Raw genomic sequence first — 16,425 nt, 5'->3', positions numbered from 1 at the left:
GTTTCTTCTTCCCAAGCGCTTGCTTGGTTGCGGCCGTCAGCTTAAATTGCCCGCGCAACCCCAATGTTTCAGGGGGATCGGCGTATCGGATTGATCGACTGTAGGAGAGAATGCGTGGACGAGCAAAAAGCCCTGAGCGTCATGCGCGAATTGGTCGACAGCGGCCAGTTGACCGATCCGGACAGCGCCCGTGGCAAGCTGCTGCAAGTGGCGGCTCATCTGTTCCGCAATAAAGGCTATGAACGCACGACGGTACGCGACCTGGCCGGCGCTGTGGGCATTCAGTCCGGAAGCATTTTTCATCACTTCAAGAGCAAGGACGAAATCCTGCGGGCAGTGATGGAGGAAACCATTCGCTACAACACCGCGTTGATGCGCGCGGCCATCGCCGAGGCCGGCAGTGTGCGCGAGCAGGTGTTGGCGCTGATTCGCTGTGAATTGCAGTCGATCATGGGCGGCAGCGGCGAGGCCATGGCGGTGCTGGTCTACGAATGGCGGTCGCTGTCCGAGGACGGCCAGGCCAAGGTACTGGCGCTGCGGGATATTTACGAAGACATCTGGTTGCAAGTGCTGGGTGAGGCCAAGAGCGCCGGGTTTATCCGGGGTGATGTGTTCATCACGCGACGGTTTCTGACCGGGGCCTTGTCCTGGACCACGACCTGGTTTCGCGCCGATGGCAGCATGAGCCTCGATCAATTGGCCGAAGAGGCGTTGATTCTTGTACTTGAGGGGAAGCAATAAGCTTGTAATGGCTGGCCAAATGCTGGCTAATTGGACGGAACGCCTGGTTTTAATGCATTGATGCTGTTTTATCGGGGAGTGGGTTGTTTTGATGGGGTTGCCAATCCGGACAGTCTCGCGGCTTTTGCTGGTGACGCTTGCGGCATTAACGATGATGCCATCCCAGGCCGCACAACTGGTGCGCGTGGGTGCCGCTCACTTTCCGCCTTACACCGTACGCCCGGAGTCCGGGGCCGACACGGGATTGCTGCCGCAACTGATCCAGGCGCTCAACGCTTCACAAACCGACTACCAGTTCGTGGTGGTGCCCACCTCCATCCCCCGGCGTTTCGGTGATTTCCTGCAGGGCCGGATCGACATGGCAATCTTCGAAAATCCCGCCTGGGGTTGGGACAGTGTTCCCCACGTCGCCGTCGACATGGGGCTGGAAGATGCCGAGGTCTTTGTCGCGCAACGCCAGCTCGATCGACAGCAAAACTACTTTGCCGACCTGACCGGCAAACGTCTGGCGTTGTTCAGCGGCTATCATTATGAATTCGCCAATTTCAATGCCGACCCCCAGTACCTTGCGAAAAACTACAAGGCCACGCTGACCTATTCCCACGACAGCAATCTGTTGATGGTATTGCGCGGGCGCGCCGACATTGCACTGCTGACGCGCTCATACCTGAGCGATTATTTTTTGCGCAACGATCATGTCGCCGAACAGTTGCTGGTGTCCGAGCGCGTCGACCAGATCTATCACCACTACGCCATTCTGCGTCCGGCAGCGCCCATCAGCGGCGAGACCTTCGGCAACTTGCTGCAAGCCCTGCGCGAGAATGGCCAGATGCTGAAGATCTTCGGCCCGTACAAGATTGTGGTGGTACCGATCCCTCCCGCTGAAAAGGCCCCCACAGTCGCGAACTGACGGACTTCCCCTAAATTTTCCCCTGCGGCTCACGTCACATCGTTGAACTGTCGACGATTATCGCGAGCCCGACCCATGCCCAATTTGAATGACCTCAACGCCCTGCACTTGCCGACCGGCAGCTGTCCGCAGCAAATGATCGTGAGCGCTGGCAAGCGACATCCTCTACGGCCGGTCAAACCCGATGGTGAAGTCTATCGCCGCTTCGATGCGCGTTTGGGCATGTGGGTGTCCCTGCGCACATTGGACATCGAACAGGATCTGGTGCGTTTCAATTGTTGGCAGAACAACCCGCGTGTCGCGAGTTTCTGGCAGGAGGAGGGCAGCCTCGAACAGCATCGCGATTACCTGAGCAAACTCGAAGCCGATCCCCATACCCTGACGTTGATTGGCTGCTTTGACGACCAGCCGTTTGCCTATTTCGAAGCCTACTGGGCCAAGGAAGATCGCATTGCGCCGTTCTATGACGCAGCCGATTACGACCGTGGCATTCACATGCTGGTGGGCGAGGAAAATCACCGTGGACCGCACAAGGTGGTGAGCTGGTTATCGGCGCTGGTTCATTACCTTTTTCTCGATGATCCGCGCACGCAGCGGGTCGTCGCCGAACCTCGCGCCGATAACGCGAAGATGATCGGTTACATGCAGGATCAAGGTTTCCGCTGCGAAAAAGAATTCGACTTCCCGCACAAGCGCGCGGCCTTGATGGTGTTGGGGCGTGAGGTTTTTTTTGATCGGTGCGAATTAGCGTAGAAGTAAAAGATCGCAGCCTTCGGCAGCGCCTGCAGACGTGGACCGAAGGCTGCGATCTTTTATTCAGTGGCGGGCAGAAGACTCACCACGACTGACCGACACCTTGCGGCAATGCACCAAGGCATCACGAATCATGAAGTTCACCAGGGTCGGCGAAACACCCAATTCCTTGGCGATATCTTTTTGCGGCACGCCGTGCAAGCGGTACATCTCGAAGGCATAGCGGGTGCGGCTCGGCAGCTCCGTCAGCGCATCGGCGATGTGTTCCAGGGTCGAGAAGTTGATGTGCGACGTTTCCGGTGATGCGCCTTGAATCACCACGTTCAGGCCTTCCTCTTCAGGCCCGGAATACTTCTGCTCCAGCGCCTGCTTGCGGTAGTGATCGATCGCCAGGTTACGCACGATCTGGAACAGATAGCTGAGCTGCGCCTTGATCGAACTGGTGATTTGCGGCGCTGATTGCAAGCGGAAGAAGGCGTCCTGCACGACATCTTCGGCACGGGAGCGGCAGCCGGTAATTCGCGCTGCGATCTTCACCAGAATTAATCGATTATCGACAAAAGCCTGAAGTAGCGGTGTATCGCACCTGCTTGTGGACACTGGTTCCATCATGGAAATCACCCTGCTGCCAAAAGGTTTGTGGGACGGGGTAAACCGGGGGCCGTCCTACACATCGAGCGACAAATTAGGCTTAATGATAATGATTGTCAAATGAGAAGAAGAACTAATGCGCTACAAAGGTGCAGAGTGAGAACTGCGACACGCTGACGCAGGCCGGCCCGTCTGGCGTCCAGGCTTGGCGACTAATTATTTCAGAACGTCATCCGTTCTCATTGGTGAATGGACCCGGGCAACTGTCCCGGTGACAACCGCATTCCCAATGCCTTGCGCGGTCGGCGAAGACCGCGTCCTGCGTGCCTCCCGATGGGGCGCGACGCCAGAAAACCGATTCCAATTGCAAGCCGAAATCAGGCAGGAAACCTCATGACCGACGCGTTCGAACTCCCCAGCACAATGGTCCAAGCCCTCCAGCGCCGTGCGGCCCTGACGCCGGATCGGGTGGCCTTGCGTTTTCTCGCCGAAACCCCGGACCAGGCTGCGGTGCTCAGTTATCGCGAACTGGATCTACGCGCGCGGACCATTGCCAGCGCGTTGCAGGCCGAGGCTGATTTTGGCGACCGTGCGGTACTGCTGTTTCCCAGTGGGCCTGATTACGTGGCTGCATTTTTCGGCTGCCTGTACGCCGGTGTCATCGCCGTGCCGGCCTATCCGCCGGAGTCGACCCGTCGTCATCATCAGGAGCGTTTGCTGTCGATCATTGGCGATGCCGAGCCGCGTCTGCTGCTGACCAGCGCTGACCTGCGCGATGTGTTGGCGAAAATCGAGGGCGCGCCGCCGCTGCTGTGCGTCGATACGCTCGATACCGACATGGCCGAGCGCTGGGTCGAGCCGCCGTTGCAAGACGATCACATCGCGTTCTTGCAATACACCTCCGGCTCCACCGCGCTGCCTAAAGGCGTGCAAGTCAGCCACGGCAATCTGGTCGCCAATGAGCTGTTGATTCGTCACGGTTTCGGTATCGACCTCAACCCTGACGACGTGATCGTCAGCTGGTTGCCGCTGTACCACGACATGGGCCTGATCGGTGGTTTGCTGCAACCGATTTTCAGCGGCGTGCCGTGTGTGTTGATGTCGCCCGCGTACTTTCTGGGTCGACCCTTGCGCTGGCTCGAAGCGATCAGCGATTACGGCGGCACCATCAGCGGCGGGCCGGATTTTGCCTATCGCCTGTGCAACGAACGGGTCAGTGAGTCGGCCTTGCAACGCCTCGACCTGAGCGGCTGGCGCGTGGCGTACTCCGGGTCCGAACCGATTCGTCTCGATACCCTCGAAAGCTTCGCCGAAAAGTTCGCGACCTGCGGTTTTTCCGCGGACAGCTTCATGGCGTCCTACGGTTTGGCCGAGGCCACGCTGTTCGTCGCTGGCACCCCACGCGGGCAAGGTATTGGCAGCCTGCGCGTTGACGATCAGGCCCTGACGCAAAACCGCGCCGAACCGGGCGAGGGCAGTGCGATCATGAGCTGCGGCATCCATCAGCCGGATCATGCGGTGTTGATCATCGATCCGGCGTCGCTCGGTGAACGGGCGGACAACAGCGTCGGAGAAGTCTGGGCCAGCGGGCCGAGCATCGCCCAAGGTTACTGGTGCAACCCTGAGGCGTCGGCCAAAACCTTTGTCCAGCATGCCGGTCGCACCTGGCTGCGCACCGGTGACCTGGGCTTCATGCGCAACGGTGAACTGTTCATCACCGGTCGCCTGAAAGACATGCTGATCGTTCGCGGCCACAACCTCTATCCGCAGGACATCGAGCAAACCATCGAGCGTGAAGTGGAGGTGGTGCGCAAAGGTCGCGTCGCCGCATTTGCGGTTTCCATCGACGGACTGGAAGGCATCGGCATTGCCGCCGAAATCAGTCGCAGCGTGCAAAAAATTCTACCGCCAGACGCCGTGATCAAAGCCATTCGTCAGGCCGTTGCCGAGGCCTGTCAGGAAGCGCCGAGCGTGGTGGTGCTGCTAAATCCGGGCGCATTGCCCAAGACGTCCAGCGGCAAGCTGCAACGCTCGGCGTGCCGCAATCGCCTGGCGGACGGCAGCCTCGACAGCTATGCAGTGTTTCCGTCAATGGCGCCTGAAAGCACCGGCAACCTCGAATCCGGATCCGACCTGCAAACCCTGATCGCCCGGATCTGGTGCGAGCAGTTGCAGGTCCGGCAGATCGGCGCCGATGATCATTTCTTCCTGCTCGGCGGCAACTCCATTGCGGCCACCCAAGTGGTTGCGCGGTTGCGCGAGGAACTCGCTCTGGAGCTGAACCTGCGCCTGTTGTTCGAAGCACCGACCCTCGGCGCATTCACTGAGGTGGTGGCCTGCCAGCAACAGGACGGCGGACTGGCCCAAGGCGCGATCACACCGTTGTCACGCGTCGAAGCGATGCTGCAATCCCTGGCCCAGAACCGTTTGTGGATCACCTGGCAACTCGACCCGCACAGCAGCGCCTACAACATTCCCGGTGCCTTGCGCCTGCGCGGCGAACTGGATGAAGACGCCTTGCGCGCCAGTTTCCAGCAGTTGATCGAGCGTCACGAATCCTTGCGCACGCGGTTCTTCGAGCGCGACGGCGTGGCGTTGCAGCAGGTGATTGCGGCGGGTGAGTTCAACCTGCAAATGATCGACATCAGCGATCTGCCGATGGCCGAGCGTGAAGCCCGCGCGCAACAAATCCGCGAGGATGAAGCGCACACCCAGTTCGATCTGGAGAAAGGCCCGTTGCTGTGGGTGACCCTGTTGCGCCTCGACGACGAGGATCATCAACTGCTGGTGACGATGCACCACATCATCGCGGACGGCTGGTCGCTGAACGTGTTGATCGACGAGTTTTCCCGTTTATACGCGGCCGCCAGCCAAGGACAGCCCGCGACACTGGCACCGTTGCCCACGCAATACGCCGATTACGGCAGCTGGCAACGCCAATGGCTGGCGCAGGGCGAAGGCGAACGGCAACTGGCGTATTGGAAAGCACAACTGGGCGATGAGCATCCGACCTTGAGCCTGGCCACCGATCATCCACGTTCGGCACAACCACAGCACAGCGCTGCGCGTCACACCGCGCGGTTGGATACGGCCCAGAGCGCGGCGATTCGTCGGACTGCGCAGGCCCATGAGTCAACGTCGTTCATGCTGCTGCTCGCCGCATTCCAGACGTTGTTGCACCGCTACAGCGGCCAGCGTGATATCCGCATCGGCGTGCCGAACGCCAACCGTCCACGCCTGGAAACCCAGGGCCTGATCGGCTTCTTCATCAACACTCAGGTGCTGCGCGCCGAGGTGGATCCGCGGTTGCCGTTCGTTGAACTGCTGGCGCAAACACGGCTGGCGGCGTTGGGCGCACAGGCCCATCAGGATCTGCCGTTCGAACAACTGCTCGAAGCGTTCCCGCAGGCGCGTGAACAAGGCCTGTTCCAGGTGATGTTCAATCACCAGCAGCGCGACCTCAGCGCATTGAAGCGCTTGCCGGGCCTGCTGGCCGAAGAGCTGCCGTGGCACAGCCGCGAAGCCAAGTTCGATTTGCAGTTGCACAGTGAAGAAGACCGCAACGGTCGCCTTAGCCTGTCGTTCGACTACGCCAGCGAGTTGTTCGATGGCGCGACCATTGAGCGTTTGGCGGCGCACTTCAACAACCTGTTGCGTGACGTCTGCGAGCGTCCGCAAACCGCCCTCGGCGATTTGCGATTGCTGACTGAGTCCGAGATTGATCAGCAAGCGGATTGGGCTGCTGCACCGTGCACGCCGGCCAGTCTGTGGTTGCCGGAATTGCTTAACGAGCAAGCACGCCAGACGCCCGAGCGTACTGCGCTGCTGTGGGACGGCGGCCAGATGGACTTCGCCGAACTGCACGCTCGGGCCAATCGCCTGGCCCATTACCTGCGCGACAAAGGGGTTGGCCCGGATGTCTGCGTGGCGATTGCCTGCGAGCGTTCGCCGCAATTGCTGATCGGCCTGTTGGCGATCATCAAGGCCGGTGGCGCCTACGTACCGCTGGACCCGGATTACCCGGCCGAGCGCCTGGCCTACATGCTCGGCGACAGCGGCGTGCAATTGCTGTTGACCCAAACCCCATTGCTCAACCGCTTGCCGGCCAGCGAAGGCGTCAGCGTGATCGCCATGGACGCCCTGCATCTGGACGGCTGGCCGAGTCATGCTCCGGGCTTGCACCTGCACGGCGACAACCTTGCGTATGTGATTTACACCTCAGGTTCCACCGGGCAACCCAAAGGCGTCGGCAACACCCATGCGGCACTCGCCGAACGACTGCAATGGATGCAGGACACCTATCGCCTGAACCACACCGACGTGCTGATGCAAAAGGCGCCGATCAGTTTCGACGTGTCGGTGTGGGAATGCTTCTGGCCACTGATCACGGGCGCACGCCTGGTGATCGCCGGCCCGGGAGAACACCGCGATCCCCATCGCATCGCGCAGTTGGTCCAGCAGTTCGGCGTGACCACGCTGCACTTCGTGCCGCCGCTGCTTTCGCTGTTTATCGACGAAGCGCTGACCGCTGAATGCAGCAGCCTGCGTCGCGTGTTCTCGGGTGGCGAAGCGTTGCCCGCCGAACTGCGCAACCGCGTGTTGGCACAACTACCCGCCGCGCAATTGCACAACCGCTACGGCCCGACCGAGACGGCGATCAACGTCACCCACTGGCATTGCACCCGCGCCGATGGCGAGCGCTCGCCGATTGGCCGGCCGCTGGGGAATGTGATCTGCCGAATCCTCGACAGCGATCTCAACCCTGTCCCGGCCGGGGTGCCGGGTGAGTTGTGCATCGGCGGCGTTGGGTTGGCGCGAGGTTACCTGGGCCGTGCGGGGTTGACCGCCGAACGTTTCGTGGTCGATCCATTGGGCGAGCAGGGCGAACGTCTCTACCGTACAGGTGACCGTGCGCGCTGGACCGCCGAGGGCGTGATCGAGTACCTCGGTCGCCTCGATCAGCAGGTGAAGCTGCGTGGTTTTCGCGTCGAACCGGAGGAAGTCGAAGCGCGTTTGTTGGCCCAAGCTGGCGTCACCCAAGCCGTGGTGCTGGTGCGCAAAACCGCGGCGGGTGGTCAACTGATCGGCTACTACACAGCGATGGATGGCGACGAAAGCGAAGACGCTCAAACGGCTCGCCTGAAAATTGCCCTTGCCGCCGAACTGCCGGAATACATGGTGCCTGCGCAGCTGATGCGTCTGGACGAAATGCCCCTCAGCCCAAGCGGCAAACTCGACCGCCGCGCCTTGCCGGAACCGCAGTGGCAGGTTCGTGAGCACGTCGAGCCAGTGACGGAACTGGAGCAACAGATCGCCGGTATCTGGCGCGAAGTGTTGGGGCTGGCGCAAGTCGGTTTGCGCGATGACTTCTTCGCCCTCGGCGGTCATTCCCTATTGGCCACGCAAATCATCTCCCGCACCCGCCAGGCCTGCGACGTCGAGTTGCCCCTGCGTACATTGTTCGAGAACAGCGAGTTGGGCGAATTTGCCGAACAGGTGCGCCGGATCCACGCCAGCGGCAGCACCAACCAGCAGCCGCCCATCGAGAAAGTCGACCGCAGCCAACCTGTGCCGTTGTCCTATTCCCAGCAACGCATGTGGTTCCTCTGGCAGATGGAGCCGGATAGCCCGGCCTACAACGTCGGCGGCATGGCGCGGTTGCGCGGGGTGCTGGATGTCGCGCGTTTCGAAGCGGCGCTGCAAGCGCTGATCCTGCGTCACGAAACCCTGCGCACCACGTTCCCGAGTATCGACGGCGTCGCTCGCCAACAGGTGCACGCGGAAACCGGCGTGCGCATGGCGTGGAAGGACTTCACCGCACTGGATGCCGAAGGCCGCGAATGGCAGGTCCAGCAACTGGCCGACGACGAAGCGCACCAGCCGTTTGATCTGGAAACCGGACCGCTTCTGCGCGCGAGCCTGGTCAAGACTGCCGAGCAGGAACACTACTTCGTACTGACCTTGCACCACATCGTCACCGAAGGCTGGGCGATGGACATTTTCGCCCGGGAATTGAGTGCGTTGTACGAAGCGTTCGTGGATGATCGCGAGTCGCCGCTGCAACCGCTGCCGGTGCAATACCTGGATTACAGCGTGTGGCAACGTCAGTGGCTGGAATCCGGTGAGCGCCAGCGCCAACTCGACTACTGGACCACACAACTGGGCCGCGAGCATCCGCTGCTGGAGTTGCCCGCCGACCGCCCGCGTCCACCGGTGCAAAGCCATCAGGGCGAACTGTACCGTTTCGATCTCAGCGATGAACTCGCGGCAAAGGTCCGCGCCTTCAACGCGCAAAACGGCCTGACGCTGTTCATGACCATGACCGCTGCATTGGCCACTTTGCTGTACCGCTACAGCGGCCAGACCGATTTGCGCATCGGTGCGCCAGTGGCCAACCGCATTCGCCCGGAAAGCGAAGGGCTGATCGGTGCGTTCCTCAATACCCAGGTGCTGCGCTGCCAACTTGACGGGCAGATGTCCGTGGGCGAGTTGTTCGAGCAGGTACGTCACACCGTGATCGAAGGCCAGTCCCATCAGGACCTGCCGTTCGATCATCTGGTGGAAGCTTTGCAGCCGCCGCGCAGTACGGCGTACAACCCTTTGTTCCAGGTGATGTGCAACGTGCAGCGCTGGGAATTCCAGCAGAGCCGCACCCTGGCCGGCATGACGGTCGAGTACTTGGCCAACGATGCGCGGGCGACCAAGTTTGATCTCAACCTGGAAGTCACCGATCTCGACCATCGCCTGGGTTGCTGCCTGACTTACAGCACCGATCTGTTCGACGAGCCGCGCATCGCACAAATGGCCGCGCACTGGCGAAATCTGCTGGAAGCGCTGATTGCCGGTCCGCAACAGCGTCTCAGTGAATTGCCGCTGTTGGACGCCAGCGAACAACAATATCTGCTCGACAGTCTTGGCGTCGAGCCGGGCGAGCATCGACTCGACCAGTGCATTCATCAGCTGTTCAGCGAACAGGCACTGGCGCGCCCCGATTCACCGGCGTTGACCTTCGCCGGACAAACACTGAGCTACGCCGAACTCGACAGCCGAGCCAATCGTCTCGCGTGGATGCTGCGTGAGCGTGGCGTCGGTCCGCAGGTGCGCGTGGGGCTGGCGCTTGAGCGTTCACTGGAAATGGTCGTCAGTCTGCTGGCGATCCTCAAGGCCGGCGGCGCCTATGTGCCACTGGACCCTGAATACCCGCTCGACCGTTTGCATTACATGATCGAAGACAGTGGCATCGGTTTGCTGCTCAGTGATGCGGCGATGTTCAAAGCCCTGGGGGAATTGCCACCTTCGGTTGCCCATTGGTGCCTGGAGGAAGACACGGCAAAACTGGCCGACTACCCGACAACCGAGCTGCCATTCATCAATCTGCCGCAGCATCAGGCGTACCTGATCTATACCTCGGGCTCCACTGGCAAGCCGAAAGGTGTGGTGGTGTCCCACGGCGAAATCGCCATGCACTGCCGCGCCGTGATCGAGCGCTTCGGCATGCGCCCGGACGACTGCGAACTGCATTTCTATTCGATCAACTTCGATGCCGCTACCGAACGCTTGCTGGTGCCATTGCTGTGCGGTGCTCAAGTGGTGCTGCGCGCCCAAGGCCAATGGGATGCCGAAGAAATCTGCGGACTGATCCGTACCCACCACATCAACGTGCTTGGCTTCACCCCAAGCTATGGCAGCCAGTTGGCGCAATGGCTGGCGACTCAGGGCGATACCTTGCCGGTGCGCATGATCATCACCGGTGGCGAAGCGCTGACCGGCGAACACCTGGCGCGTATTCGTGCAGCGTTCAAACCGAATCTGTTTTTCAACGCTTACGGTCCAACCGAAACCGTGGTCATGCCGCTGGCCAGCCTTGCGCCCGAGGTGTTGGAAGAAGGCTTGGGCAGTGTGCCGATCGGCAGCGTGATCGGCGACCGCGTGGCGTACATCCTTGATGCCGACATGGCATTGGTTCCGCAGGGCGCGACGGGCGAACTGTTCGTCGGTGGCGCTGGCCTGGCGCAGGGTTATCACCAACGAGCGGGGATTACGGCAGAACGCTTTGTCGCCGATCCGTTTGCCGGCAATGGCGGGCGCATGTACCGCACGGGCGACCTGGTGCGCCAGCGCGCCGATGGCCTGGTGGAATACCTCGGTCGTATCGACCATCAAGTGAAGATTCGTGGTTTCCGTATCGAGCTGGGCGAAATCGAAACCCGGCTGCTGGAGCATGAATCGGTTCGCGAAGCCGTTGTGTTGGCGCTCGACGCGCCGAGCGGCAAACAGTTGGTTGGCTATCTGGTGACGGACGTCGCCGAACAGGACGAAGCGCAGCAATCGGTTTTGCGCGAAGCCCTCAAGGCGCATCTGAAGGCACAATTGCCGGATTACATGGTGCCGACGCACCAGATCCTGCTGGCCAGCATGCCGCTGACCGCCAACGGCAAACTCGACCGACGCGCCTTGCCGGCACCGGACCCGGAGCTGAACCGTCAACGCTACGTGGCGCCGAGCAACGAGCTCGAGGTCACGCTGGCGCAGATCTGGTGCGAAGTGCTGAACGTCGAACAGGTTGGCATCAACGATAACTTCTTCGAACTGGGCGGCGACTCCATCCTGTCGATCCAGGTGGTCAGCCGGGGGCGGCAACAGGGTATTCACTGCAGCCCACGCGATTTGTTCCAGCACCAGACCGTGCAGACCCTCGCCGCCGTGTCGACTCGCACTGAACAAATCACTGCCGAGCAAGGGTTGCTCAGTGGTGAATCACACCTGACGCCGATCCAGCACTGGTTCTTCGACACCGACATCCCGCAGCGTCAACACTGGAACCAGGCGTTGTTGCTGCAACCGACTGCGCCTCTGGAGCCCCATCGCCTGGAGCAAGCACTGCTGGCGGTGATTGAACAGCATGATGCGTTGCGCCTGCGCTTCGACAAAGTGGGTGGCCAATGGCATGCGGCCCATCAGGCGATTTTCGATACCCCGGTGTTGTGGCAGATGCGGGTTTCGTCCATGGACAAATGTGCCGCGCTGTTCGCCGATGCCCAACGCAGCCTCGACCTTAACGACGGACCGTTGATGCGCGTGCTGCTGGTCGATGGCCCCGAGGGTCAGCAACGCCTGTTCATTGCGATTCATCACTTGGTGGTCGATGGCGTTTCCTGGCGCATTCTGCTGGACGATCTGCAAACCGTGTACCGCCAACTCGACGCGCAACAGTCAGTGAAACTGCCGGCCAAAACCAGCGCCTTCAAGGACTGGGCCGCACGTTTGCACGCCTATGCCGGCAGCGAATCCCTGCGTGAAGAATTGGGTGGGTGGCAAACTCAACTGGCCGGGCCGAACGCCGAGTTGCCGTGTGATCGTCCCGAGGGCGGTCGGCAGAACCGGCATGCGCAAACCGTCAGCGTACGCCTCGACAGCGAGCGCACCCGGCAATTGCTGCAACAGGCGCCAAGCGCTTATCGCACCCAGGTCAACGACTTGCTGCTGACGGCGTTGGCCCGCGTGGTGTGTCGCTGGAGCGGTCATGAATCGGCGCTGATTCAACTGGAAGGCCACGGCCGCGAAGCGCTGTTCGACGAGATCGACCTGACCCGCACCGTCGGTTGGTTCACCAGCGCTTACCCGCTGCGCCTGACCCCGTCGAACATTAAGGAGGGCGCAGGGCAGGGCGCGTCGATCAAGGCCATCAAGGAACAGTTGCGCGCCGTGCCGCACAAAGGCCTGGGGTATGGCGTGCTGCGTTACCTCGCCGATGACCTGAGTCGCCAGCGCATGGCCGAGTTGCCGGTGGCGCCGATCACCTTCAACTACCTCGGTCAGTTCGACCAGAGTTTTGGCGCGGAGGCGCTGTTCCTTCCGCTCGATGAACCTGTCGGCGCGGCCCACGATCCGAAAGCACCGTTGCCCAATGAGTTGAGTGTCGACAGTCAGGTTTACGGTGGTGAACTGCTGTTGCGCTGGACCTTCAGCGCCGAACGCTACGATCCGCAAACTATCAACGAACTGGCAGTCGCTTATGTTGGCGAACTGCAAAGCCTGATCGAGCATTGCCTGCGCGAAGATGCCGGAGGCCTGACGCCGTCGGACTTCCCGCTGGCGAAACTCAGCCAGACGCAACTGGATGCACTGCCGATTCCGGCCGCTGTCATCGAAGACGTCTACCCGCTGACCCCGATGCAGGAAGGCATGCTGCTGCACACCTTGCTGGAGCCGGGCACCGGCCTGTATTACATGCAGGATCGCTACCGCATCAACAGCGATCTCGATCCGCAGCGTTTCGCCCAGGCCTGGCAAGCGGTGATCGCCCGGCATGAAGCACTGCGCGCGTCGTTCTGCTGGAACGTCGGCGAAGACATGCTGCAAGTGATCCACAAACCGGGCAGCACGCCGATCGAATATCTCGACTGGAGCGCTATTGCCGAAGCCGAGCAAGAGCCGAAGCTGCAAACCTTGCTCAAGACCGAACGCGAGGCCGGGTTCGATCTGCTCAACCAGGCACCGTTCCACTTGCGCCTGATCCGGGTTGGCGCAGCGCGTTACTGGTTCATGATGAGCAATCACCACATCCTCATCGATGCCTGGTGCCGCTCGTTGTTGATGAACGATTTCTTCGAAATCTACACCGCCCTCGGTGAAGGCCGGGAAGCGCAATTGGCCGTGCCGCCGCGCTATCGCGACTACATCGGCTGGCTGCAACGCCAGAGCCTGTCCGAAGCGCGGCAGTGGTGGAAAACCAACCTGCAAGGTTTCGAGCGGACCACGCCAATCCCGAGCGACCGGCCGTTCCTGCGTGAACATGCCGGCGACAGCGGCGGCATGATCGTCGGCGACCGCTACACCCGGCTCGACGCCCGTGACGGCGCGCAATTGCGCGAACTCGCCCAGGCGCATCAGTTGACCATCAACACCTTCGCCCAAGCGGCGTGGGCGCTGGTGCTGCGCCGCTTGAGCGATGATCGCGATGTGCTGTTCGGCGTCACGGTGGCGGGTCGCCCGGTGGAGATGCCGCAGATGCAGCGCACCGTCGGCCTGTTCATCAACAGCATCGCCCTGCGGGTGAAAATGCCTGAGGACGATCAGCGTTGCAGCGTGCGCCAGTGGCTGACCGGGCTGCTCGACAGCAACATGCAACTGCGCGAGTACGAATACCTGCCGCTGGTGAGCATTCAGGAAAACAGCGAATTGCCCAAGGGCCAGCCACTGTTCGACAGCCTGTTCGTGTTCGAAAACGCCCCGGTGGAAGTCTCGGTGCTGGACCGTGCACAAAGCCTTAACGCGACTTCCGATTCGGGCCGCACCCACACCAATTTCCCGCTGACGGCGGTCTGCTATCCGGGGGATGACCTGGGCTTGCACCTGTCCTACGACCGGCGTTACTTCGATGAGTCGACGGTCGAGCGCATGCTCGGCGAGTTCAAGCGGTTGCTGTTGGCGTTGGTCGAAGGCTTCCACGGCGACATGGCTGACCTGCCGTTACTCGGCGTCGAGGAGCAGGAATTCCTGATTCACGGTTGTAACCAGAGCGAGCACGAGTATCCGCTAGAGACCAGTTATGTCGAGTTGTTCGAAGCACAGGTTGCCGAGCATCCGCAGCGGATTGCCGCCAGTTGCCTCACGCAACAGCACAGTTATTTCGAGCTGAACCAGCGCAGCAACCGTCTCGGACATGCGCTGATTGCCGGCGGTGTCGGGCTGGATCAACCGGTGGCGTTGCTGGCGGAACGTAATCTCGACCTGCTCGGGATGATCATCGGTAGCTTCAAGGCGGGCGCAGGTTATCTGCCGCTGGATCCGGGGCTGCCGAGTCAGCGCTTGAGTCGCATCATCGATCTGAGCCGCACGCCGTTGCTGGTCTGCACCGAAGCGTGTCGCGAGCAGGCTGTCGCGCTGCTGGAAGAATTCGGCTGCGCCAATCGCCCTCGCTTGTTGGTTTGGGAAACTGTGCAGGCAGCTGACTTTTCGGTGAGCAACCCGGGCATTTACAGCGGCCCGGACAACCTCGCTTACGTGATCTACACCTCCGGTTCTACCGGGTTGCCGAAGGGCGTGATGGTCGAACAGCGCGGCATGCTCAACAACCAGTTGAGCAAGGTGCCGTATCTGAATCTGAGTGAAGCCGACGTGATCGCGCAAACTGCGTCGCAAAGCTTCGACATTTCCGTCTGGCAGTTCCTTGCTGCGCCGTTGTTCGGCGCGCGGGTCGACATTGTGCCGAACACCATCGCCCATGATCCGCAGGGTTTGTTGGCGCACGTGCAGAGCCAGGGCATCACCGTGCTGGAAAGCGTGCCGTCGCTGATCCAGGGCATGCTCGCCCAGGAACGCATGAGCCTCGACGGCTTGCGCTGGATGCTGCCGACCGGTGAGGCCATGCCGCCAGAACTCGCACATCAATGGCTGTTGCGTTACCCGCAGATCGGTTTGGTGAACGCCTACGGTCCGGCGGAATGCTCGGATGACGTGGCGTTTTTCCGTGTTGATATCGCCTCGACACGCGGCAGCTACTTGCCGATCGGCATGCCGACCGACAACAACCGTTTGTACTTGCTGGACGGCGCGCAGGAGCTGGTGCCGCTGGGTGCGGTGGGTGAGTTGTGCGTTGCGGGCACGGGGGTAGGGCGCGGTTATGTCAGTGACCCGCTGCGCACTGCGCAGGTGTTTGTACCGGACCCGTTCGGCGCGCCGGGTGATCGTTTGTACCGCACCGGCGACCTGGCTCGTCGGCGCAGTGACGGCGTACTGGAATACGTCGGGCGCATCGACCATCAGGTGAAGATTCGCGGCTACCGCATTGAGTTGGGCGAAATCGAAGCGCGCCTGCATGAGCAAGCCGAAGTCCGTGATGCTGCCGTTGGCGTGCAGGAAGGCACGAATGGCAAGCATCTGGTGGGTTATCTGGTGGCGGCTGATTCAACGCTCAATCCCGTCGAACGACTGGAGCGCATCAAGCAACGCCTGCGCGCCGAACTGCCCGAATACATGGTGCCGCTGCACTGGTTGTGGCTCGACAAAATGCCGCTTAACGCCAACGGCAAACTCGACCGCAAGGCCCTGCCGGCGCTGGACATCGGCCAGACGCAGAGCCAAGACTATCAAGCGCCGCGCAGTGATCTGGAGCAAACCCTGGCCGCTATCTGGGCCGAGGTGCTGAAGGTCGAGAAAGTCGGCATTCGCGACAACTTCTTCGAACTGGGCGGGCATTCGCTGCTGGCCACGCAGATCGCCTCCCGTGTGCAGAAAACCCTGCAACGGGATGTGCCACTGCGGGCGATGTTCGAGTGCAGTACGGTGGAAGAACTGGCCGGGTACATCGAAGGGTTGGCGGCCAGCGATATCACTGAAGAGAAGGTGGATCGGTTGAATGATTTGATGGCGGAGCTGGAGGGGTTTTGATTCTCTAGCGTCTGGATTGGCCTCTTCGCTGGCTTGCC

4 protein-coding genes and 1 pseudogene are annotated in these 16,425 nt (G+C 61.2%); 4 read left to right on the top strand and 1 reads right to left on the bottom strand.

Annotated elements, in window-relative coordinates:
* Window positions 1-114 precede the first annotated feature (114 nt).
* The 3 genes and pseudogenes from CKW19_RS25055 to CKW19_RS25045 all read left to right on the top strand — a co-directional run.
* Window positions 115-741 carry a TetR/AcrR family transcriptional regulator gene (locus CKW19_RS25055; RefSeq protein WP_095060744.1) on the top strand — a complete coding sequence of 209 codons (627 nt, stop codon included), beginning with the start codon at window positions 115-117 and terminating at the stop codon, window positions 739-741.
* Between the two features lie 91 nt (window positions 742-832).
* Window positions 833-1,651, top strand: a complete 819-nt coding sequence (locus tag CKW19_RS25050) for an ABC transporter substrate-binding protein (protein ID WP_095060743.1) — start codon at window positions 833-835, stop codon at window positions 1,649-1,651.
* A gap of 114 nt (window positions 1,652-1,765) precedes the next feature.
* Window positions 1,766-2,404, top strand: a pseudogene (locus tag CKW19_RS25045) (GNAT family N-acetyltransferase); the annotation flags it as partial.
* 63 nt (window positions 2,405-2,467) lie between these two features.
* On the opposite strand, the gene CKW19_RS25040 reads toward CKW19_RS25045, so the two are convergent.
* A complete protein-coding gene (locus tag CKW19_RS25040; RefSeq protein ID WP_095060741.1) occupies window positions 2,468-3,016 on the bottom strand; it encodes an RNA polymerase factor sigma-70 in 549 nt (182 codons plus the stop codon).
* 372 nt (window positions 3,017-3,388) lie between these two features.
* Between CKW19_RS25040 and CKW19_RS25035 the strand changes: the two genes are divergently transcribed.
* Window positions 3,389-16,387: a non-ribosomal peptide synthetase gene (locus CKW19_RS25035; protein WP_095060739.1), complete on the top strand. Its 12,999-nt coding sequence runs from the start codon at window positions 3,389-3,391 to the stop codon at window positions 16,385-16,387.
* The last annotated feature ends 38 nt before the right edge of the window (window positions 16,388-16,425 follow it).

It is taken from the genome of Pseudomonas sp. Irchel s3f7, assembly GCF_900187615.1.
Taxonomy (GTDB): domain Bacteria; phylum Pseudomonadota; class Gammaproteobacteria; order Pseudomonadales; family Pseudomonadaceae; genus Aquipseudomonas.
Note: the sequence above shows the minus strand (reverse complement) of the source record. Positions and strands in the feature narration are given on the sequence as shown.